The 22,923-nt window shown below is 53.6% G+C and carries 21 protein-coding genes; 3 read left to right on the top strand and 18 right to left on the bottom strand.

Features of this window, described 5'->3' with window-relative positions:
- Positions 1-54: 54 nt before the first annotated feature.
- Positions 55-1,086, top strand: a complete 1,032-nt coding sequence (locus CHH75_RS06515) for a glycoside hydrolase family 88/105 protein (RefSeq protein WP_095397786.1) — start codon at positions 55-57, stop codon at positions 1,084-1,086.
- Positions 1,087-1,217: 131 nt separating this feature from the next.
- Here CHH75_RS06515 and CHH75_RS06510 read toward each other — a convergent pair whose 3' ends face one another.
- From CHH75_RS06510 to CHH75_RS06455, 13 genes are all read right to left on the bottom strand, one after another.
- Positions 1,218-3,251: a peptidoglycan D,D-transpeptidase FtsI family protein gene (locus CHH75_RS06510; RefSeq protein ID WP_095397785.1), complete on the bottom strand. Its 2,034-nt coding sequence runs from the start codon at positions 3,249-3,251 to the stop codon at positions 1,218-1,220.
- A gap of 31 nt (positions 3,252-3,282) precedes the next feature.
- Positions 3,283-3,900, bottom strand: coding sequence for an NUDIX hydrolase (locus CHH75_RS06505; RefSeq protein ID WP_095397784.1), 618 nt, complete (start codon positions 3,898-3,900; stop codon positions 3,283-3,285).
- 138 nt (positions 3,901-4,038) lie between these two features.
- Positions 4,039-6,966 carry a DEAD/DEAH box helicase gene (locus CHH75_RS06500; protein ID WP_255222981.1) on the bottom strand — a complete coding sequence of 976 codons (2,928 nt, stop codon included), beginning with the start codon at positions 6,964-6,966 and terminating at the stop codon, positions 4,039-4,041.
- A gap of 217 nt (positions 6,967-7,183) precedes the next feature.
- Positions 7,184-7,492 (bottom strand): hypothetical protein, encoded by a 309-nt coding sequence (locus CHH75_RS06495; protein WP_095397783.1) that lies wholly within the window; start codon positions 7,490-7,492, stop codon positions 7,184-7,186.
- Positions 7,493-7,646: 154 nt separating this feature from the next.
- Positions 7,647-8,741: a class I SAM-dependent methyltransferase gene (locus tag CHH75_RS06490; protein ID WP_095265866.1), complete on the bottom strand. Its 1,095-nt coding sequence runs from the start codon at positions 8,739-8,741 to the stop codon at positions 7,647-7,649.
- Between the two features lie 29 nt (positions 8,742-8,770).
- On the bottom strand, positions 8,771-9,346 hold the full coding sequence (locus tag CHH75_RS06485; RefSeq protein WP_095397782.1) for a methyltransferase domain-containing protein: 576 nt from the start codon (positions 9,344-9,346) through the stop codon (positions 8,771-8,773).
- 30 nt (positions 9,347-9,376) lie between these two features.
- Complete coding sequence (locus CHH75_RS24795) at positions 9,377-9,547, bottom strand: hypothetical protein (protein ID WP_155617955.1); 171 nt, start codon at positions 9,545-9,547, stop codon at positions 9,377-9,379.
- Between the two features lie 22 nt (positions 9,548-9,569).
- Positions 9,570-10,790, bottom strand: a complete 1,221-nt coding sequence (locus tag CHH75_RS06480) for a glycosyltransferase family 4 protein (RefSeq protein ID WP_255222986.1) — start codon at positions 10,788-10,790, stop codon at positions 9,570-9,572.
- A gap of 52 nt (positions 10,791-10,842) precedes the next feature.
- A complete protein-coding gene (locus CHH75_RS06475; RefSeq protein ID WP_095397780.1) occupies positions 10,843-11,475 on the bottom strand; it encodes a hypothetical protein in 633 nt (210 codons plus the stop codon).
- 180 nt (positions 11,476-11,655) lie between these two features.
- Positions 11,656-13,800: a hypothetical protein gene (locus CHH75_RS06470; protein ID WP_095397779.1), complete on the bottom strand. Its 2,145-nt coding sequence runs from the start codon at positions 13,798-13,800 to the stop codon at positions 11,656-11,658.
- 254 nt (positions 13,801-14,054) lie between these two features.
- Complete coding sequence (gene fosB, locus CHH75_RS06465) at positions 14,055-14,480, bottom strand: metallothiol transferase FosB (protein ID WP_483310921.1); 426 nt, start codon at positions 14,478-14,480, stop codon at positions 14,055-14,057.
- Positions 14,481-14,500: 20 nt separating this feature from the next.
- Entirely contained in the window at positions 14,501-15,004 is a 504-nt protein-coding gene (locus CHH75_RS06460) for an 8-oxo-dGTP diphosphatase (protein ID WP_095265872.1), read from the bottom strand.
- Positions 15,005-15,095: 91 nt separating this feature from the next.
- Positions 15,096-15,860 (bottom strand): RNA polymerase sigma factor, encoded by a 765-nt coding sequence (locus tag CHH75_RS06455; RefSeq protein ID WP_095397777.1) that lies wholly within the window; start codon positions 15,858-15,860, stop codon positions 15,096-15,098.
- Positions 15,861-16,083: 223 nt separating this feature from the next.
- Here CHH75_RS06455 and clpP point away from each other — a divergent pair, with 223 nt between their 5' ends.
- Together clpP and CHH75_RS06445 are read left to right on the top strand one after the other, a co-directional pair.
- A complete protein-coding gene (clpP, locus tag CHH75_RS06450) occupies positions 16,084-16,665 on the top strand; it encodes an ATP-dependent Clp endopeptidase proteolytic subunit ClpP (RefSeq protein WP_095265874.1) in 582 nt (193 codons plus the stop codon).
- Between the two features lie 45 nt (positions 16,666-16,710).
- Positions 16,711-16,920, top strand: a complete 210-nt coding sequence (locus tag CHH75_RS06445) for a hypothetical protein (protein WP_095397776.1) — start codon at positions 16,711-16,713, stop codon at positions 16,918-16,920.
- Between the two features lie 147 nt (positions 16,921-17,067).
- Here CHH75_RS06445 and CHH75_RS06440 read toward each other — a convergent pair whose 3' ends face one another.
- The 5 genes from CHH75_RS06440 to CHH75_RS06420 form a co-directional block, all read right to left on the bottom strand.
- On the bottom strand, positions 17,068-17,946 hold the full coding sequence (locus CHH75_RS06440) for a GNAT family N-acetyltransferase (RefSeq protein WP_095397775.1): 879 nt from the start codon (positions 17,944-17,946) through the stop codon (positions 17,068-17,070).
- Between the two features lie 103 nt (positions 17,947-18,049).
- Positions 18,050-19,744 carry a M3 family oligoendopeptidase gene (locus tag CHH75_RS06435; RefSeq protein ID WP_095397774.1) on the bottom strand — a complete coding sequence of 565 codons (1,695 nt, stop codon included), beginning with the start codon at positions 19,742-19,744 and terminating at the stop codon, positions 18,050-18,052.
- Positions 19,745-19,906: 162 nt separating this feature from the next.
- Complete coding sequence (locus tag CHH75_RS06430; RefSeq protein WP_095397773.1) at positions 19,907-20,710, bottom strand: ABC transporter ATP-binding protein; 804 nt, start codon at positions 20,708-20,710, stop codon at positions 19,907-19,909.
- Positions 20,711-21,186: 476 nt separating this feature from the next.
- On the bottom strand, positions 21,187-21,813 hold the full coding sequence (locus CHH75_RS06425; RefSeq protein ID WP_095397772.1) for an NUDIX hydrolase: 627 nt from the start codon (positions 21,811-21,813) through the stop codon (positions 21,187-21,189).
- 22 nt (positions 21,814-21,835) lie between these two features.
- A complete protein-coding gene (locus tag CHH75_RS06420; RefSeq protein ID WP_255222980.1) occupies positions 21,836-22,858 on the bottom strand; it encodes a serine hydrolase domain-containing protein in 1,023 nt (340 codons plus the stop codon).
- Positions 22,859-22,923: the final 65 nt, after the last annotated feature.

Below are 22,923 nucleotides of genomic sequence, written 5' to 3'. Positions count from 1 at the left end.
TACAATTCAGCTACAGTACACATGGAGTTCGTTATCATGAAAGGAGAATTTTCCATGCCCGCACTTGTATATGATGAAGATCGGATTCGTCAGACGATTCATCAGATTGTCGATCGGACGTTTCGGATGGATTTCAGTTGGGATTGGCCAGGGGGCGTCGCCTTCTACGGTGTCTGCCAAGCTTATGAGGCTACCGGCAATATGGAATATATGGAGAAGCTCAAAGCGTGGGTAGATGACAATATGGAGGACGGGCTGCCGAAGCTGTCGGTCAACGGCGTTTCTATTGGTCATTCGCTCTTGACGCTGTATGAGGTGTATGAGGATGCGCGCTATATCGAAACCGCGAAAGCGATGGCCGAATATTTAAAGCATGACGCCGTCCGTTTCGGAAACGGAATTTTCCAGCATACCGTCAATTCGGAGACATACAACTTCCCGGAGCAGGCATGGGTGGATACGATGTTCATGGCCGGCTATTTCCTGCTCCGCATCGGCTCGCTGCTGAACGAGGAGGATTATTTGGAGGACGGCCTGCGCCAATACCATGGACATGAAGACTGTCTCCAGGATGCGGTCACCGACCTGTACTATCACGGCTGGGACAATATAGCCGGCAATCACATGTCCGGCGTATTCTGGTGCCGCGGCAACGCCTGGGCGGCGGTCACGATGGCCCGGGCGCTGGAGCTGGTGCCGGTCACACATCCTTCCTTCATGATCATCGAAGGATCGCTCCGGGACCAGCTAAGCGCCCTTGTCAGACTGCAGCATGAATCCGGGCTGTGGCACACCATTGTCAACGATCCGGACTCCCCGCTGGAAACATCGGGCTCGGCCGGCATCGCCACCGCCCTGCTTACGAAAGGGCGCATCTACCATAAATATACGCAAAGATCCATCGACGGCATCCTCGCCCGCATTACCGAGGATGGTGCGGTTACCGGCGTGTCGGCCGGAACGGCTGTTATGAAGGATGCCGAAGGATATAAAGGCGTTCCCGACAAACGGATACAAGGCTGGGGCCAGGGGCTTGCCCTCGCCTTCCTGTCGGAAGTGCTCAAGGTAAAGCAGAATCCTTACTAAAACTATAATCAGAGTTCAGGCATCGGCAGCAAGCGTGTTGCCTTGCCGCACCGGTACGAAACATTCCTGATATGAAAAACAAGGGGCACCCTCTGCAAGTGCCCCTTGTCCCACGTTCTTTCGTTATATCTTCACTCTTCCTCTGTCTTCGTCTTCGGATGCGGTGTTCCGTCCAGGCCATAGACTTCGTCGTAAGCATCAAAAATCGCTCTGGCAACCGGCGCCGCACTCTGGGAGCCGAAGCCGCCCTCCGGGATCACCACAGCCACCGCAAGCTTCGGGTTCTCTCGCGGCGCATAGGCGATGAAGATGCCGTTATCCTTGATGATGCCCTTGCTTGTTTCCTGCTCGGAGGTGCCGGTTTTGCGGGCAAAGTCATACTGGAAGCCCTCGAAGCCGGCAAGTCCCTGCGTGTTCATGCCGCGCTTGATGACCGCCCAGTGCTCCTTGGAGAACTCCACCTCATTCAGCACTTCACGTTCAAACGCCTGGACCACATTCCCGTTCTGATCCGTAATTTTGCTGACCAGGTTCGGCTTGATCCGCTTGCCCTCATTCGCCAGCATCACCGTATACTGCGCCAGCTGAAGTGTGCTGTATCTGCCCTGCTGTCCGAAGGAAGCGTACACGAGCGAGGACAGATTGCTTCCGGTCGCGGCCGTCTTGTCATAGTTGATCACGCCATGATGCTCACCGGGAAGACCGCTTTCGGTCGATACCCCAAGTCCGAACTCCTTCATGTACTGATCCCAGACGCTGACACCCTTCTCGCCGCCATACTTGGCATACAGTTTCTTTCCGACCCAATCGATCATGAACGCGTTGGATGATTTCTCAATCGCTTCATGCGGCTTGATATATCCGAGTCTGTGCCCGCCGGAATTGCTGACATACGACTCGCTGCCTACGCGGCCGAAATAAGCTCCCCCCTGATCCAAATAAGCATCATTCGGCCCGAAGAACCCTTCATTCAGCCCGATAAGTACGGAAAGCGGCTTGATCGTGGAGCCGAGCAGCAGAATTGAATCAAAGCCGCTGCCCGATCTGCCCGAGTTGTACGGCGAGATCGTTCCGTTGCCCATAGCGTTCACCGCAGACTCCGGAATCGGCCCGCCATTCACCCACACATTGGGATCGTAATCCTGTATGCTCGCCATCGCTACGACATTTCCCGTCTCGACCTCCATCGCCACAGCGTAGCCGTTCAGCGCATCACGATGGAGCTTGCCGGACACCGGATGGGTGTGAAGCCAGTCCAGACGGTCCTTAATCGCCTTCTCGGCCGCAAGCTGAATGTCCCGGTGGATGGTGGTGTGGATATCGTATCCTTTTTGAGGCGGCACCATCACCGGATTTCCGTCAATCATATTACGGGGATTAATCGGAATGCTGATATACCCGCTCTTTCCTCGCAGCTCCTTCTGGAACATGCGCTCCAGACCGTCGTAACCGACATATTCCTTCTCCGAATAGATCAGTCCCGGGTCGCTTTCCTCCTTGTTAGCTGCATCCTGGGCTTCATATTCCTTCAGAGACTTGGCGCCCTCAAACCGCTTCAAATATCCGATCGTCTGCACGGCAACCGTATCGGGATCATAATGCCTGTCGCTTTCCTCCACGATTTGAATGCCGGGAAATTGACCTCGATGCTCCAGGAAGAACGCAATCTCCTCATGCGACAGATTCGACTTCACCAGCCTCGGCTCATAGCCAAGCTGCTTTCGGTATTCGAGATCAAGCGCAGTGATCACATCGTCCAGCGTCATGACCGGTGCCTTCGGATCACCGTATTGTTGAAAAGCCTCCGCCATCTCCCCGGCGATGCGGAGTATTTCCGGGCGATTCTCCATCCCGCTCTCGGTATTATTGCTGTAATCCTTCATCAATGTCATATATAGCGAACTCGACGAGGTCGAGTAGGCCAGCGGGGTCCCGGATGCATCCCAGATGCTGCCGCGCATCGGCTGAAGCGGAAAGGTGCGGACCTGCCCCCCGCCTTCTTGGGCCGCAGTCTCCGGCCCGTGCACGAATTGCAGCACAGCCAGCCGGATAATAATGGCGCTAAACAGTATAAAAGCTGTAAAAAAGAGCAGGTTCACCCTCGTTTTGAATCTTCGGTCATCCTGCTGTTCTTGTTCACGGATAGATGGTTTAAATGCCTTCACAACACATCAAGTCCTTCTCCTATGGATTACATTAATCAAACCAGACCGGCAGCTCAGGGTTCTTCCCATATTCAAACAACCGGGCAATCTGCGCCTTCGTGTTGCGTTCCTCCGACAAGGGCGGCAGTTCGTCCATCTTGAAAAATCCAACCTCCGACGTCTCTACGCCGGTCTTTGCACCGCCGCCAACGATGCTGCAAAGAATAAACATTTTGTAAACATGATGCGGCGAAGGCGGATGTGCATGGAACTTCTTGTCCAGCACAGCGAGCAACCGGACAGCCTGAACTTCATATCCCGACTCCTCCCGGACCTCCTTCACAGCCACCTCAGCCGGAGACAGCCCGATATCCGCCCATCCTCCCGGCAGCGCCCAGGCACCGTCAGCCTTCTCCTTGACCAGCAATACGCTGTCCTCTTGAAAAATTACGCCCCGAATGTCCACCTTCGGCGTCGGATATCCGCGCTCATCTGCAAACAACTCCCGGATCTTATCGCTGCCCGCATCGGTATACTCCTGCATAATCGTTATGCTTAAATTCCGCAGCTGCTCAAACCGCTCCTCATCATATACATCCTTCGTATAGGCAAGTCCCGCTTGCGCAATCGCCTGCATTTCCTTCGCCCAATCCAGCCACTTTAATGACATGTTTCCACCTCCACCTTATATTCCATCATGCCAACAATAATAACATATATTGGATCAGGACAAGGTTACAGCTCATTAACCGGGTGCGAACGCACGGATAGCTGCCGCTAACCAGATGCGAACGCACGGATGACTGCGCTACAGCTGCAGCAAATCCCGGATATCCTCTTCCGTCAATGTTGCCAGCCTATCCTCACCGGATTGAATCACCTCGTCAATGAGATGCTGCTTCCGCTGCTGCAGCTCCAGCATTTTGTCTTCGAGCGTGCCCCGGGCGACCATCCGTATGACCTGGACCACCTTCGTCTGTCCGATCCGGTGGGCCCGGTCCATCGCTTGCTGCTCCACGGCCGGATTCCACCACAGATCATATAGAATAACGGTGTCGGCGCCAGTCAGATTCAGCCCGGTTCCCCCAGCCTTCAGCGAGATGAGGAAGATGTCGCCCTCCCCTTCATTAAAGCGGGTGCTCAGCTTCATTCGCTCTGCCGCTTCGGTTTCGCCATCCAGATAGAAATATGGATATCTCCTGTCGCCAAGCTCCTGTCCGATCAGCTTCAGCATTTGCGTAAACTGCGAAAATACGAGCACTCTGCGGCCGGCGCTGCGGCACTCCTCCAGCGTTTCCATCAGCTGCTCAAGCTTCGCCGAGCCGCCACGATATCCTTCCACGAACAAAGCCGGGTGGCAGCACAGCTGACGAAGCCGGGTCAGCCCGGCCAGAATTCGTATCCGGCTCTTGCCATAGCCGTCCGAATCCAGATGCTTCAATGTCTCCTGGCGCAGCCTGGCCAGATAAGCAGCATACAGCTTTTTCTGCTCCGGCATCAGCTCCGACGTCTGGGTCATTTCAATTTTGTCGGGAAGCTCTTTTAGCACATCGCTTTTGAGCCTGCGCAGCACAAACGGTCGCACACGTCTGGCCACTTCATCCGGCGAGAGCTCCTGAAACGCCTTCCTGCCGCCGAACAGCTCCGGAAACACCGCATCCATAATGGACCACAGCTCCTCCAGCCGATTCTCCATCGGCGTTCCGGTCAAGGCAAAGCGGTTACGGGCCTGGAGGGATTTGACGGCCTGGGCAGTTTGCGTCGTGTAATTTTTGAACGCCTGCGCTTCGTCCAGGATGAGGGTATGGAAGGAAAGTCCGGCATAGCGGGACAGATCCCTGCGCAGCAGCGGATACGAAGTAATCAGCACATCAGCCTTCATCGGCCCGCTCAAAGCGCTCCGCCGCTCCTTCAACGCGCCGTCGACCACAACCGCCCTCATATCCGGTGCGAACTTCTGAAACTCATGGAGCCAGTTATACAGCAAGGAAGACGGGGCTACGACTAACGCGGGCTGTCCGGATTCCCGAATGTCCGGCAACACCGATTGCAGATAGGCGATGCTCTGCAGCGTCTTGCCAAGCCCCATATCATCAGCCAGAATGCCGCCGAACCGATATGCAGCCAGCGTCTTCATCCATTGGAATCCGTATTGCTGATATTCGCGAAGCACACCCTCCAGCGCAGGCGGCAGCGCAAAGTCAAGATGGTCAGGATTCCGGATGTTCGCCAGCAGCTTGCGAAGCGATTTGCCAAGCTGTACGGACGAAGAACGATCCTGCATATCCATCAGCTGCATGCCGCGGACCGCAGGCAGCCGCAAGCGATCCCCCTGCACTTCAGCTCCCCATGCGCCAAGGCGGTTCATCGCATCGACCAATGCCTTGAATTCTCCGCCGGTCAGAGGCATGAAGGCGCCGCTTGGCATCCGGTAGTACCTCCGCTTCTCTTCCAGCGCCTTTATCACCTTGCGAATTTCCGATTCGGAGATGCCGTCCATTTCGAACCGCAGCTCCAGCCAGTCTGTTCGCTCATCCACATCAATACTCACCTTCGGCACAGCATGCTCCGGGAGGATCCGCTCCTTCACCGCCGAGGTGGCGTACACGACCAGCAGCCTTTCCAGCTGGGGCACAATTTCATACAGAAATTCAAACTCGCTGTCCTCGTCCTCCATGAAATATCCGCTCTCGGTCTGGGCGAAGCCCGCGCCCTCCATCAGCTCCAGAATCCGCTGCTCCCGCGCTCCGTCCCGAACAAGGATGGAGCCGGGATGCCGCTTCACTCGATGCCCATCCAGCGGATTAATGACGATGTGGCCGTATTGAAATTCAAGTCCGGCAAGGAGCTTGCCCCGGACTCTGTCCAGGTACAGTCTGGCAGACAGCTCCGTCTTGATCACCCGATCCGCAATCGCTTGTCCTACCTTCACCTGTCCGATTTTCATCAATCCCGGGATCACGTTCTCCATAAAAGGCTCGACCTGCTCAGGCGCAATAGAAAGCCGGCTTCCCTCCGCCGATTCAAGCATTGCCTTCAGCGCAGACAACCGGCGGCAGGATTCCGTTTCCATCGAAATCAGCTTGCCCCCGGACAGAGCCATGCCGTAGCTGTCCATGACAATCAGCCTGTCCAGCCCTTCCGCCCTTAAGGCATATCGCTCATCCCCTTCCTCGTCGAGCGCAAATCGGACCGGCAATGCCTCACTGCTGAACTGAAGCGGCTCGGAGAGAAGCCCATTGTCTGTGAATGACGCAGCGGGCACTTCTGCAAGCAGCGGTTGTATAAGCGGCCATGCCATCGGTGTGACAAGCAGCATTCGGTCAAGCCCGCTCGCTTTCTTGCGGGCCGCGGCCGAGCCGCGAATAACCTCCATCACCATGCTGTCATTGCGATGAATGCGGATCATTTCCCGAATCAGCTTGTCATCCTCCGCTTTGAAACTATGCTGTTCCGGATCATATGTAAAATGCCTTGTCACTTCATATGGCTCTCCCAGCTCCACACTGACCAGAAATTCGCGCAGCCGCTGCACCGTAAAGAGCCGCTTCAATCCGACGCGCATCTCCAGCCCCAGCATCGCCCGCTGATCGTCCCCGTGAAATAGCCTGCACACAAACTCGACCTCAATCACCTTGCGCATGTCAAAGCGGGTCGCCGCCGCTATACGCGGCCTGGCAGACGGACTGAACAGCTCCAGCATGCTGTCAGCAGCCGGATCATGACCACCGCTCATGTCCATCCTCCGTTCATTGATTCTTTTCTTCGACTCATTCGCTGCACCCACATGCCCTCTGTCCTTCCTTATGTCGTATCCAGATCACTATACCATCCCTCGAAGGCTTAACTGAAACCTGCACATGGGCTTGCCGCTCTATAGAATGCCAAGGCCGGGATTGCCGCCGCCATATCAAGTTCAACTCGATCCGCTTCAGGTCCCGCACCAGAACAGCCTAATTCGAAGTATCCTTCTTCGCCTTCCCGTGCTTGATCAGATTATCGTATTTCATGTTGTTCCCCTTCCACGAACTGGCGGAGATCAAGAAGCCATACAACAGAAATAGCACAAAATAGATATAATATCTGTCCATAAAATGTTCCGGTGAAAACCGCTCCCGATCCCAAAACCAGGTGACGGCTGCCCACACCAGATAGATGAGAAGCCCCCGGAGCAGCCCTCTTGTCACAATATATCTTGCCTTGCCCTTGCTTCGTATTCGTGGCCATGTTTCCAGCCATTTCTCCTCGTTTCGCATCAGCATCGCGGTTTCCTCTTCTCTTCGTTATCCTATAAAAATTATACCTTCTGGTAAATTTTTGACAAGCAGCAGCACTCCTATATGTAATAGGGGGGAGCGCCCTCGCCTAGCTGAAAACATCAGCCAGTGAAGCCGCCCCCCTCCCGCCTCGGTTCCACTAGGCGGTAAAAAAAACACCCAGTTCCCGCCGCTTTCCTGTCCCTTCCGTGACCGCCAGCTTTTCATATCGGTTAAAATGCGTTCCGTTCAGCAGCACCGATCTCTCCATGTCGGGCGCTCCGCCGGATTCCCAAAACAACAAGCCATGCACCGTTTGGTTGATTTGACGCAGGAAGGCTTCCCGGACATGGTCGATGTTCATGATGTGGTAGAACACAGTCAGCAGCAGCCCGATGTCATAGCTCTCCGGCAGATGGGCCGATTCAAACCGCTCCAGCCGCAGATCAAACGGGACCCGCTCCAGCTTATTGAGCGCTTGGGCCAGCTCATAATGTTCCGGCATCGGATCGATTCCGGTTACCATCGCGCCTTCCCTGCTGAAGTAACGGGCATAGTAGCCGATGTTGCAGCCGATATCAATCACCCTTTTTCCGGGCAAGGGCAGCGTTTGCAAGCAATCCAGTATTTTATCCAATCTTGTCGGATACTTAGAATCACGCTCGCTGCGCATGTTCATATAAGACGGATGCAGGATCGGCGTATAGATCAGGCTCCGATGATATCGTTTGAACACCTCGGCGACGGCCCCAAGCTCGCGTTCATTCATCCAGTCCGCATAATCTTCGCGGGTCATTCGGACCGGAATATGGCGAATGCCGTGGCAATACAGAAAGACGATCCGATGATGTCCGTCCGCAATGTTGAAATAACCGCGATCCCGGTTATATCTTACGAGCGCAGGGAATTGTTCGAATCGGGCCGGAGAGTCCTTCAGCATGGCCAGCATATGATCGTATACCGCTCGCCGCTCCTGAAGAAGCGCTGCATCCGTCAGCGGCGGCTGAAGCTGCCGGGTCGTATGAATCATGCGATACCATTCCAGATACAGTGCCGGGCTCTGCTCCTGACCCATGAAATAGCGGAACAGCTGAATATGCGGGGTCAAGCGGGCGATGGACCGGCTGGCATATCGCTTGTGGTAGTCATACCAAGCTTCCGTGAAATGGTCAATGACCGAGCGTCTCTCCTCCGGTATAAATTCAGTAAACAGCAGCTCCACAGGTACCCTCGTATGGATGTAAGCAGCGTTCATTGGGCTCAGCACCTCCCCATTTTTTCGGATCAACCGGTCTTCATGGATGCAGCAAACAGATACGTTGAGAAATCGCGCTGGATATAATCCTTGAAATGCTGCTTCGCAGCTACCGGATACTGATCCAGCTCCTCGCGCGTCCAGGTGCTGCGATGGGTCTCATACGCATTGCCATACGTTGTGCCCTGCGGCCAATTCGTACCGATCGGTACGTTCAGCATCACATAACGCGATTTTCCGATACACGCCTGCAGCAGGGGAACAGCCGCTTCCTTAGTAAAATGCTCCAGCACATCCCCGAGGATAATCATATCGAACTGTCCGGGCTGTACAGCGGTATGAATGAATGCAGCCGCCTCGGCAATATGAATCTGATTGTAAAAGTAAGCATGATAGGCGTCGATATTCTTCGGAAACACTTCAATCCCTTCAATCCTGGTCGTCCACTGTTCGCGGAATACACGCCCTTCCCATACGTCCAGAAACTCGCGGCACAGCACGCCCCAGCGGCCGAAGCCGACGCCGACGTCCAGCACCGATTTCGGTGCGGTTTGACGGAGCAGCTCCACGCAGAACGATATATTTTGCCAATTCGATGTTCCCATCCCTACCCCAGCCTTTCCCCACATATTCAGTCACATATGCTTCAAGTGATTAATAATTCTATAATCGGGAATAAAATAACCCTTCGGCAAATTCGCCTTCACTCGCTCCCATATCGCCTTGTCAACGAGCAGAAAGGGATGTGACGCCGGAGCCAGAAAAAGATCATTATACTGATCGCCGCTTACCAGCTCTGTACCCATACGATTCCCTCCCCATACAACGTTAGGCTTGCTTTCGCTTGAGCTCCCGGCGGTAGACCTGAAGCAAGCGTTTGATCATCGTCTCCAGATCCCGATGGACGAGCGCCCATTTCCTGGCCCGTTTCCCCAGCCGGTTCCGATACGTTTCATCTGCAAGCAGCAGCGCCAGTGACTCGGCAAGCTTGCCTGCATCCCCTGCCGGAAACAGCAGCCCGTTATCCTCATGCCTCACCGCTTCCTTCAGCCCCCCGGCATCGGAGGAGACAATCGGCAGCCCGGCCAGCTGCGCTTCCATGACGGAATAGGACAAGGTCTCCATCATGCTTGGCATAACAAATATGTCTGCCAGTGTCAGCAAACTCGGGACATCCTCCCTCGTCCCCCAGAAATGAACGGAGGACTGAATCCCCAGCTTGTGAACGAGCTGCTCATACTCCGGCCGCTTGTCTCCATCGCCAACGAGCCAGCATTCCCAATCCTGCCGCTGCTTGTGCAGTTGTCCGAGCGCTTCAATCAGCACATGAACCCCCTTTTCCGGACTGAGCCGCGACGTGCTGATCAGAACCTTGCGGTCTGTCGGCCGCTGCAGCCTATGCTCGGCGTTCAGCCTGTGCTCAAAAGCGGGAATATCCATCGCATACGGAATGAGACTGATGCCGTTGCCCGGGATATCAAACTGTTGGACCATCACGTCCCGCAGCCAGCGTGAGGCCAGCAGCACATGGTCACTGGCGTTGCCACCGATATATTCAATCGTTTTGTAATACTTCCATACGAGGGAATTCAGCGGGTCGGCATACTTCGGATCCGCCTGCAGCACATCCCGAATCGTGAGGGCAACCGATGCATGGATGCTTGTCACGAGCGGCGTCTGCGCCGGCTTGACGCGGCTTACGGCCGAAGCAGCCAGCACGTCCTGGGCATGTATGATGTCGTACTGCTCCAGTCCGAGATAGGATAAAGACAGCTCCAGCGTCAGACGCTCCACTTCCGCATCTCTGACCCAAGGATCGGCGGTGATCGGCGAAGCGCTCGCAGGGTTCAGCTTGTGCTGCAGCATCGGTCTGAAATGACTTTTGAGCACCTTCCGGTGTTCACCGCCCCCGTATACATAAAAGCCATCAATTCCGTCCCCGATCATGTCCACTTCGTGTCCGTCAGCCTCCAGCCCTTGCTTGACCTGCTGCATATATTTCCATACGCCACCGACATACGGGATTAAAAAAATGGTGACCAGCAACACCTTCAACGGGTTTCCCCCTTCCTCGTTAGCCGAAACTACGCGCCCTAGAACGTCAGGCAGACAACGTCGACCGGAAGTCGGCAATCGGCTCGCCAATCGGGCTGTTGGCAAACTCCTCGCCCGTGAAATAAATCAATTGCCCGACATCCCAACGAAAATATGAGAACAGCGACGGCACTTCCAGTTTTCTCAGCTTGCGCTGTTCACCATAATATATAAATCCGTCCGGCCCGGAATACAGCCTGCCGTCGATTGCAGAATGAGACAGAAAGAACGAATCATCAATGAGCTCTCCGCGTGGCAAAGAAGCAATAAGCGAATCCGGCAAATTGACAAGCTGATGGGCCTGGTAACATAGCCTGCGAAACATGCCGCTGGTCGCAATCGGAAACAGCCGCCCTCCCATCCACACATAAACCGCCGAATCACCGCCTCTCACCAGCAGGGTGGAGGGACTATGTCTGACATAATCCCCGCACCGCCTAATCATCTCTCCGTTGACCATTTCGTTCAGAAAGCCATCCTCGATCCTAATCATGTGCTTGAGGCTGAGCTTGTAATGATAGAGCGACTCCGGGTCGGCGATCGGGCGCTTGGTTCCCCGCTCTATTAAATAGACGGAAGAATCGCTTCCCCGAACCAGAATTCCGTCTGGCAATGCGGAGCTCATGTTGACCTTGGTCATAATCTCCCCGCCTTTCCAACTAACCTAGTCCCAGTATATTCGTTGCCTGCACAGGGGGACACGTCAGGTAACTATATCGATGGCCCCTTTGGAGAAATCAACGCAGCTGCCTTTCCGGTAGGCATAGTAAAGAAGCCCTTCTCCGGTTCAACCGGAGAAGGGCTTCTAATGTCTATGATCCTATTTAACAGTCACCGTAATCGTCACTGTTTTGGTATCGAATTTTGCTTTAATTCTGGCTGTGCCTTTGCCAACAACTTCAATCTTTCCGTTCGTTACCTTCGCAACGCTTGCCTTGCTCGTCGTCCACTCCGCACTGCTCGTTACATTCGTCTGCAGACCGGTATCATAGAGCGCAGTCAGCGTAACGGTTTTAATATCGCCTGGCTTCAAGCTCAGCTTCTTCTCGCTAGCGGTCAGCTTGCTCAGCTTCGGCACCACCTTGACATCCACCTTCAGCTCTTTGCCCTGATAGGAGCCCGTCAGCGTCGCTGTTCCTTCGCCCACAGCCCTGACAGACGATCTTGACACTGTTGCAACCGAAGTATCTGACGATACCCAGTTCATCTTCGTGGACAGGGTAACGGTGCTGCCATTGCTGTAATAGCCTGTTACCTTGATCGATTTGGATTTCTTGATGTTCAGCTCAATGTTCTGAGGCTCCACTACGAATTTGACGACTTCCTGCTCCACCGAGACAGGAATTTTCAACGACTCGTTCAGGTACTCCCCACGCAGGGTAGCCGATCCCTTCACCAGACCTTTGATCGTGTTGTCCTTAATGACTGCCTGGGAGCCGGACAAGGACCATTTCACCAGCGAGGTCACATCCTTCTCCTCGCCGTCTTCAAATACAGCGGTGACGCTTGGCAGCTCGGTTGTTTTGCCGATAACCAGCTGATAGGATTCAACTTCCGGCAGCAGAACGAGTACCTTTTCGCTTACCGTTACGCGAATATTCGCCACTTCCCGTGTTCCGATCTTCCCGGTAATAACGGCTTCCCCGGATTCGAGCCCTTTGATCTTGCCGTCCTCAGTCGAAACAATCGTATCGTCGCTGGAGGTCCAGGTGACCGACTTGGTGAAATCCTGCTTCTCTTCGCTCAGCAAAGTGCCTGTTACTTTCGGATAAGACTGGGACTGGGACTTCAGCAGCTCAAGCTCTGTCTCCTCCGTTTCGAAGCTGGTCACGGTAGGAAGCACCGTAACCGTAAATTCACGGCTGATGCCCATGTAGCTGACCTTGACCGTGGACGTTCCTGTGCCTCTAGCTGTCACGACACCGTTATTGACCGTAACCGCAAGCGGATTGGAAGACGTCCACTCGCCATTGACCTCGATCGATTGTGTCGCTGCGTTTCTCACTTTCGTCTTGATCGCAACCGACTCATTCATGAACAGAATCGGGTTCTTGATGAAGTCGGTCTGATCCAGAATAATCGCTTCGTACGGATTGCGAACATATACGTCAATTTGGGCATGGCTGCCCAAATGGCTTACGCTGATCGTTGCTTTTCCTAGAGCCACCGGCTTCAGTTTGTTGCCGTCCTCAATGACCGCAACCGAGCTGTTCGACGATACGAGCTTAACCTCATCCGTCACATCCGTTCCCAGCCCGCTGTCCGCTTCAGATTGCTTCGCATACACCTTCAGCTCCACCGGCGCATCGCCAACCAGAAGCTCCTGGTCATCTCCAGGGATGATCGCAAGCTTCTTGAACGGAGCAACAACCTTAACGGTAACAGAAGCGCTGAGCCCTTTGTACTCTGCTTTAATCGTTGCTGTACCCAGACCTTCCAGCGTCAGGCTTCCTTTGTCAACCTTGACAACGCTGCTGTCCGAGCTTGTCCATCTTGCTTCGCTGGTCACATCATTCATGCCGTCCGCCAGCGCTTTGACAGACAAGCCTTCGGTTCCCAGCTTGTATTCCACTTTATCCGGCAGGTCCAGCTTCAGCTCGTCATACAGGTAGCTGACATTAACGTCAATGGTGCTGACAGCGCCCTTGTATCTTGCTGTAATCGTAGCCGTACCTTTGTTCAGCGGGGTCAACAAACCGCTTTCCACCCGGACGATGCTCGTATTGGACGACGTCCAGGTCGAGTCATTGGTCACATCCTTCTTGGTGGCGGAGCCTTCGATGTTGGCCAATACGCGCAACTGCTTTGTGTTCTCGTTTACTATGAGTTGAATCGTGCTTTCTTTCGTGTCAAATTCGATGGAAGTTACATCGCCGGCAGCGGCGAATACGCTGGTAGGGAATACCATCGCCAACATCATCACAACGATGAGGAACAACTTCGTTGTCTTTCTGTTTACGCTCATGTATTTCTCTCCTTTGTACTACGGTCTCAGTCGTTTTTTTACAGTCTTGATGTTTATATCGGCACATGGCTGCCAATTCGTTAACGATCTCTCTAAATTGAGTACAAAGTAGGATAATATTTCTAGCACGCCAAGGTTGAACCATCCGTAGATTAAAGAATGCCTCAACAACTGCCATCTGAGTGGCTGAAACCTAAGAAACCCGTTCACCGATAACGGGAACGAGTCTCGTGGATCATGCACTATTAAAGCTCCTATGCCTCCTGATCATAGAAGATCATATGGTCCTTCTCGGCACGATAATAGGCCATCCGATCGGCCAAGGTTCCTGTGTGGAACTCAAACCTGTGACCATCGGGATCAAGAAAATAGATGGACTTCCTGTCCTGTTCCGACCGGCTGCGCCCGGGCAGCACCTGAACGTTCAGCTTCTTCAGCCGCTCGAGAACCGCTTCATATGAATCCTCCTCAATCGTAAAGGCAATATGCGTATAGCTTCCTGCCTCGCCGCTGCGGTCCACATCCTCCTCATTCAGGGCAATCCACAAGCCTTGCAGATCGAAATAAGCAAGCTTTCTTCCCTTCACGAGCAGCTTCGCCTCAAATACATCCCGATAAAAAGCAATCGACCGTTCGAGATTGGAGACGGAAAAACAGAGATGATTGATCGGATGGGGAATCAATACGGAACAGCCTCCTCTCACATACCGATTTCAAGCGCCTTGTCCCGATACTTCCTTCGGGTGCTGTCCAGCACGAGATCCGCTTCACGATCCCATACATCGCTGTGCTCGAACGTTCCTTCTTCAAAGAACAGCGGAAACCGCTCCCTGAACCAATCCTGCATAGGCAGCTTGAGCGCGTCCTGAATATCTACCCACAAAAGCTCGCCCTCGGGCGGGTCCTGCAGCAGTTCTCCCTCCCACGATGTGGCCAAATAATTAAACACCATGTAGCGCAGCCCGGTGCTCGGCTCGCACCATTCCTGCAGCCCCTTATAAATAATATCGTTCACCACCAGGCCGGTCTCTTCCCGCACCTCCCGGATCGCGCCGTTGACAATGCTTTCAGGAAACTCGACTTTGCCGCCAGGCGCAATGTAGCCCGGGAACCCCTTGCTGTCGGGCCTGTTCATCAGCAGCACCTTCGAGCCGTTCTGCACCATGCACATCGTATAGATTTTATATGTAATATTCTGGCTCATGACAACCACTCCTTCCCAGCCTGCTGTAGATGCTTATATTATATAATGATCAGGCTTCGGCGGAATAGAGCCGGTTCCAGGCCAGTTATCGTCAAGCTGCCATAACGATGCCCATGCACGACACGGCAAAGCTCCCTTCAAGCGTGCCCCCATAGCCGGATTGGATGCGGTGCTGCGGCAGCAGCATGCCCACCGCCATGACCGACTCTCGCGGCTGTCCGCTCGTCTGAATCAGTCTTACTACCTCGTCCACGTCGCCTGCCAGATAGGCGGTTGCCAGCGCTTGTAATAGTTGGCCGTCCACCTCCTCAACCTCTGCCTCCGTCATGGCGGTCCACGCGGCGTCCTCTTCCAGCTCAGCTGCTTCAAGCGCCTTGCGCGCCCGGTGCAGTGCCGCTTTGACAGCCCCTTGCGTGGTGTCCAGAAGCGAGGCCGCCTCGGCGACTGAGAACTGCCATCCTTCCCTTAGTACAAATACCGTACACTGCGCCCGGGACAAATGCTGCAGCAGCAATTGAAAGACAGCCTCGGTCTGAAGCTTTCTGTCCAGTTGTTCCGTCTGCATCTCATCTCCCTGGACCAGCCACTCGTTCACGATGCGCCGATACACGCGGTTTCTGCGAACCCGATCGATCCATGTATTTTTAGCCGTGCGCAGCAGAAGAGCCTCGGGATTGCTGTGCGTTCGCTTCTGAAATTTGTCCAGCACCTTGAGCCACGTATCCTGAACCAGATCCTCCGTGTCCCAAGGGCAGCCCGTCAAGGACAGGCAGTATCGGTGCAGCAGGGCGTGAAGCTCCTCCACACGCTGCTGCGAAAGCATGAGGATATGTGATTCCGGTTGAATGATCGTCATGTTGGCCAGCTCCTTTCTTCGCTTGATCCCGTCTTTCTTATATTTGATCCGCAGAACCTTTATTCCGGATAATTTGAAACAGCTATATGAAGTAAACGATTGTAGGTCCGGAACGGTTACGCCCTGCCATTGCCATTATTTCGGGACCTGCTTCGCGTATCCTTTCGCGCTATCGCTTCGTTTACCCGGTGAAATCCAAAATAAGCACGCAGGAGGTATCGCGATGAATTACATTCCTTACGTCGTGGAGCAGACGCAGCGGGGGGAACGCTCCTATGATATTTATTCCCGATTGCTGAAGGATCGGATCGTGTTTGTCGGCACGCAGATTGACGACACGTCCGCAGGCAGCATCATTGCCCAGCTGCTGTTCCTGGCAGCCGAGGATCCTGACAAGGATATTCATATGTACATCAACAGTCCGGGAGGCTCCACCTCCGCCGGATTTGGCATCTACGATACGATGCAGATCATCAAGCCGCAAGTGAACACAATCTGCACCGGAATGGCCGCTTCCTTCGCCGCTGTACTGCTGCTGGCTGGCGCCAAGGGCAAGCGCATGGCGCTGCCCAACAGCGAGGTTATGATTCACCAGCCGCTGGGCGGGGTTCAGGGCCAGGCCAGTGACATCGCCATTACCGCCAAACGCATTCTCCGGACGCGGGAGAAGCTGGTGCAGATTACAGCCGAGCGGACCGGGCAGTCGCCGGAGCGCATTGAGAAGGACATGGACCGGGATTATTTCATGACCGCCGAGGAAGCGCTGGCGTATGGAATCATCGACGAGATTATTACGTCGATGTGAGCAGCTAACAAGCTAGGCAAGATCGATAAAGGAGCGTGGTTTACGATGCTGAAGGGGCTGGAGAAACAGGCGGTTACGATTTATTTTCTCGACGGAAGCTGTGTTCGCGGAGGAACGCTGGAAGAGGTGAACGAGGCCTATGTGAAATACAAGGACGAATTCGAAATGCTGTACGTCCCGATTTCATCCATCCGCGCCGTCGCCGCTGACAGGAAGGTGCGCGAGCAGCCGAAAATCGGCTTTTCCGCACAATAAGAGGGTTCGTCACAGCCACAGTCGGCCATGATCCACTGGCTTGCCCTCCTGCTGCTATGAGCAGCACATAGGAGAGAACATGGCCGATATACTGGAAGGATCGGGCAAGGATATCCTGCCCGGTCCTTTTTCGATGATGACTTCCCCTTAAATCTCAGGCTCCCACAGCATCAATACCTGCTCCATCGATCCTGTAAATCCGATTTCTTGCAGGATACGAACCAATTCCTCCTGTGTGGCACGAATGTTGAAGGCGGTCCGTCTGCAGCGATCCTTCGGCTGGAGTATTGCATACAGCGCCGCTCGGATCACATCGCCGGCATCCCTTCGTCCAGGTGCGGCCTCACAGCGAAACAGCGTAATGCCTGCCAGTACTCCCTTATCATCGAAGGTTCGCTTGAACAGTCCGTAACCGACCTGTTCGTCCCCGTCATATACCTTCACACACTCCGCATCCTTCAGATTAGGAACATCCGACTGCCATACCACACCCGAGCTATAGTACGGAATCGCCAGCACTTCCGCCGCATGCCCCCGCACGACCGAGTAAGCGGACCGTCCGCTGCCACCATCGTCCAGGCGCAGCTGCTCGCATGTCATAATAAGCAAGCGATCCACGATGCTGTATCCGACACTTTCGTACAGACGAATGGCCGGCGCATTCGTGCTGATCGCCTCCAGATAAGCCCGTTTGACCTGCTCTTCCTTATACAGGGCCAAATTGTATTCCATCATCGTCTTGCCAAGGCCTTTGCCGCGATGATCAGGACCAATCGCCGTGCCCCCGTTGCGCGCAATCGTTATTCCTTCCAGCTCACGGAAGCTGTTCAGGATAATGCCGGCCGGTTGTCCATCGACATAACAAGCCAGAGAACGCTTTAGGCATAACTCATCATTCGTCACCCGGGCGAGGAAGCGCTCCAGCGGCATCGAGGCATTCACCATATACCCTTCGAAAGAAGCGTTCCACAAGTCTGAGACCACCGTCACCGGCAGCTCGCTTAATCGTTTATATAAGATATCCATCCATTATCCCTCATAATATAAAAATAGCAGGAAGAGCCCCGGGCTCATCACAAGCCTTCGTTCTCTTCCTGCTGTTACAGCATCTACTGTATCCGAGAACGGATTACAGCGCCTTATCGTCCACGCTGTCCAGCCAGCTCTCAATGCTACCGATCACCGAGGTTACACAGCCGTCCTCGAATGGTGAGATCAGCCCGGCTTCTTTCACCAGCTCGGTAAAGGACTTGCTTCCGCCTAGGCGGCACAGGTGCAAATAATCGGCCCAGGCCGCTTCACGGTCCTCATGCATTCTCTTCCAGAATTGGAAGGCACAGATTTGCGCCAGCGTGTAATCGATATAATAGAAAGGCGAATTAAAAATATGCCCTTGTCTATGCCAGAAACCGCCGTTATCCAAGTACGCATTGTCCTCATAATTGCGATGCGGCAAATACTTCTTCTCGATTTCACGCCAAGCCTGTTTGCGCTCCGCAGGCGTTGCATCCGGATTCTCATACACAAAGTGCTGGAACTCGTCTACCGTTACCCCGTACGGAATAAAGATGAGCGAGCTTGCCAAATGCTCAAAGCGGTATTTATCCACTTCATCCTGGAAGAAGTGCTCCATCCAAGGCCATGTGAAAAATTCCATGCTCATGGAGTGAATTTCAGCCGCCTCCATCGTCGGGAAGCTGTACTCCGGCACTGTCAGGCTTCGGCTCTCATACACCTGGAAGGCGTGACCGGCTTCATGCGTCAGCACATCGATGTCATGAGACGTGCCGTTAAAGTTGGAGAAAATAAACGGTGCTCCGTAATCGCTAATATACGTGCAGTAACCGCCGCTCATTTTGCCCTTCTTGGCGACGAGGTCCATCAGTCCGTTGTCCAGCATGAAGCTGAAGAATTCATGTGTCTCCGGGGACAGCTCCTCATACATCTTCTTGCCGTTGTTCACGATCCACTCCGGATCACCCTTCGGCGTGGCATTGCCGGACTTGAAGGCAAAATTCTCATCATAATAGAGCAGCTGATCCACGTCGATCCGGTTCTTCTGGCGCTCCTTCAGCTTGCTAGCCACTGGAACGATATAATCCAGCACCTGCTTGCGGAAATTAGCCACCATCTCGGCATTGTAATCTGTGCGCGCCATCCGGGCGTAAGCGAGCTCTACAAAATTGTTGAAGCCAAGCTTCTTGGCAATTTTCGTTCTGATCTTTACCAAGTCATCATAAATCCGGTCGAACTGCTCTTCATTCGCGGCCATGAAGCCGCTGGAAGCTTCCGCCGCCCGCTTCCGCATCGCGCGATCGGTTGACTGCTGGAACGGAACGAGCTGGGACAAGGTGCGCTCTTCCCCTTCGAACGGGATTTTCGCCGAAGCGATCAGCTTCGAGTATTCGGTTGTCAATTTGTTCTCTTGCTGTAAATCCTCAATCACCTCAGGACTGAATGTTTTCAAGGACAGTTCTGCAAGCTGGAACAGCTGACGGCCCCACTTGTCCTCAAGCTGTTCTCTGAATTTCGAATCCACCAGCGCCCGATAATACTCGGTTATGTATTCTTGCACCACAGGACCATTCTCATCATAAAAATCCTGCTCAGCCTTATACAATTCATCGTTGGTGTCAATCGAGTGGCGCACGTATGCGATTTGCTGCATCGTTTCAAACGTGCTGCGAAGTTTGTTAATTTCTGTCATTGCCTGATCCTGCTCATCATAGCTTCCAGCTGACGTGAAAGATTGAAGCAGCTCCTTGAACTTATGCTCGAATGCTTTGACATCCGGGCGCTCGTAGCGGTATTCATTAAATTTCATTGCGCATCTGTCCTTTCCATAATAAATCATGGTAAACCGTCAATTGTTCGACCTATGGTTAATTCGATATCCTATTGCATTTCTCCTGCCCCGATTGGGAAATTCCTTAAATTAAAACTAATTCCGATCCGTTCCCCAGCTAAGCTAGAAGAGAATTTACCCCTAATCCCCTTGATCGCCCTGATCCGGAATGGATAACCAGGCCCGTTCCTGCTGCCAGGCAACCTCAACCGGCGTTTCGAAAAATTCGCTTAAATTGTTGCTGGTGAGCATGTCCCGGGAACGGCCTTGACCGAATATGCTTCCGCGCCGAATAAGCAGCGAATGTGAAAATACCGGCAGTATCTCTTCAATGTGATGGGTGACAAACAGCAGTGTAGGCGCATCGGGTCTTGTTGCCAGCGCCGTAATGCTGGACAGCAGCGCTTCCCTCGACAGAAAGTCGAGCCCGTTGCAGGCTTCATCCAGAATCAGCAGCCGCGGTGACGCCATCAAGGCGCGGGCGATCAGCAGCTTCTGCTTCTCCCCCTGCGAGCAGGTCTCATACGTGCGTCCAAGCAGATGATGGCAATTGAATTCCTTCATCAGCTGCTCGGCCTTCTCGCGGTCGGACTCCTCCACTTTCTGGTATAGGCCGATCGAGGCGTGCTTGCCGCTAATCACAACATCCAGCGTAGATTCATTCGGGCGGATCCGCTCCTGAAGCGAGGAGCTGACCCATCCGATCGATTTGCGCAGCTCGCGCAAATCCACCGTCCCGAAGCGGTGACCCAGGACAGAGACCATGCCGCTCGTAGGCCAGATATACCCGTTAATCATATTCAGAATCGTCGTTTTCCCCGACCCGTTCAGGCCTAGAACCGCCCAGTGTTCTCCATTCCTGACCGTCCAGTTCACATCCGTCAGCACCGTCTTCTGCTCTCTTCGCCAAGTCACATTATGCAGTTCTATCGTTGTCTGCTCCATTGTCTGCTCCTTTCCTGCTCGACATTTCATTGTCGCACGAGACGACACAGCCAGTGCAGATTGCCGTTATCGCCAGACTCCCGTGTCGGTTGAGAAACCGTGCTCCATAGACACGATATCTCGTTGTATAATTCTCATTTTTGCGAAGCTTCCGATAGGATTAGAAGGTATTATATCAGATTTTACATAAAGTTTGGGGCTCATCTTAGAAATCAACGCTGACTTCACATCCAGCAAAGCATGCCGCTCCCTGGAAATCAGGGGGGCTTACGCCACGGCTCTCCCCTGATTTCTGCATTCAACCGTTACAGCGATGGAATCCGGAGGCAAAGACAAGCATATTCCTTCTCCAGCGTCCCTCTTGCCTCCCTCTGCCCCGTATGATGATAATGTAAGGACAGATGCTTGGGTTGTGCACGCCCTGACCCGCAAACCTGATTAACCTTGCACTCTGATTGCCCAGGAAATAAATCATTTCACTCCGCTTTCAGATTGTCGAACAACAGCTTGTAATATTCCTCAGAATTGGGTGTCACCTGATGCAGGCCGATCCTTCTTCGTTCCCGTATCAGCCCTTCTCCCTGAAGATCGGTCACCACACCGTCCACCCAGCATTCCTCCGTCTGTCCGAGCACAAGCTCCCGGAACTCGTCGCAACCAACCGTAAACAACCCTGTAATCTCTTCCTTCTGAAATGAATACTCATCGACTGGCCGGCTGCTCTCGTATAGAAAAACATGATTAAACTCCCTGTCGATCAGATCGCTGGAGATGATGCTTTCTTGAGGGACCATCCCGCAGTAGGTCAACTCATCAAAGGCAGCCACGATGCCTAGCTCTTCTGCAAGCTCGCGCACCCCCTCCTCCACCGTTTCCCCGGCCAGAAGATGACCTGCACAGGAGATGTCGAGCAAACCGGGATACGTGTCCTTGTCCGGATGGCGAAGCTGAAGCAGCAACCGGTCCTCTCCGCTGGAGCGATCGACGATCCAGCAGTGAAATGTATGATGCCACAGTCCCTTGGCATGAACATTCTCCCTGCTGTCCACACCGATATGAATATTAGACGCATTATATATATCAAATAGTTCCGTACTCGACATCCATTCCACCTCCTACCAAGACCTAGACACCGGAAACGGCGATATTGTCCAGCTCTTGAGCCAGTAGAAACGCCCCCTCGGTCTGATTGCTGAGCACGTGGGAGCGGATCCCTGTTCCGGCATATATGAACGAAATAAGACTGACTCCGGGATCGCAGCCCATAATGTAATGTCTGAAGATCTCATTGTCGCGGATGTCAATCCAAATCCCGTATCCGTAACTGTCATCGTCATCTGGCTCAACCTGTGGCGTGAGCATAAGCGCTGCGGTTTCCTCGGAAACTAGCTTGCCTTTCAGGAAATGCTGCCAGAACAGATCAAGATCGTACAGCGTTGTATATGCACCGCCATCCGGCTGCCCAATGAGGGGCACCGAGTAAATATTGGTTCTCCACTGGCCTCCCCCCTCGTCAATATATCCGAGGGCGGTCTGCTTCGGCAGCCGATCCATGCGGTAATAGCCGGTAGATTCCATGCCGCAAGCCTGAAAAATGTGCTTCTCGATGTAGGTTCGGAAGGATTCACCCGTCACGCGTTCAATCAGAAGTCCGAGCAGCACGTAGCCGGAGTTGGAATAGGAAAAACGCTCGCCGGGCTTGAATTTCATCGGCTGGTCTTGAAATAAAGCCAGCACATCCTCCGGTTCCCTAACATGATACATCGGTGTCGTCAGCCAAAGCTGCTCGAAATCATCCATCACCTCTTCATCAAAATAGTCTGCAACTCCCGAGGTATGGGTAAGCAAATGATGCACCGTCACATCGCCGAAACCTTCAATTTCTGGCAGCTCGAGCCATTCTTGCAACCTCGTGTTATAGGTGATATGCCCCCGTTCGACAAGCTGACATACAGCAACCGCTGTAAACAGCTTGCTGCCGGAAGCCATGGCAAACCGGGTATGGGGATGGTTCGGCATCTCTTCGCTGCGGTTGGCAAAACCATACGCTTGTTCATAACGCGTTTCTTCATTCTGCCGAATAAGGACCGCCCCTGAAAATTGCGCCGTTTGGATCGTCTGATTAAGTGTTGCCAGCAGAGTTGACATCGTCATCATCCTTTCAATATCCACATGGTTAGAACAAGCAGCAGCCTGATCTTCCCTGTGTTTTT

Source organism: Paenibacillus sp. 7541, assembly GCF_002276395.1.
Lineage (GTDB): Bacteria > Bacillota > Bacilli > Paenibacillales > Paenibacillaceae > Paenibacillus_AQ > Paenibacillus_AQ campinasensis.
Note: the sequence above shows the minus strand (reverse complement) of the source record. Positions and strands in the feature narration are given on the sequence as shown.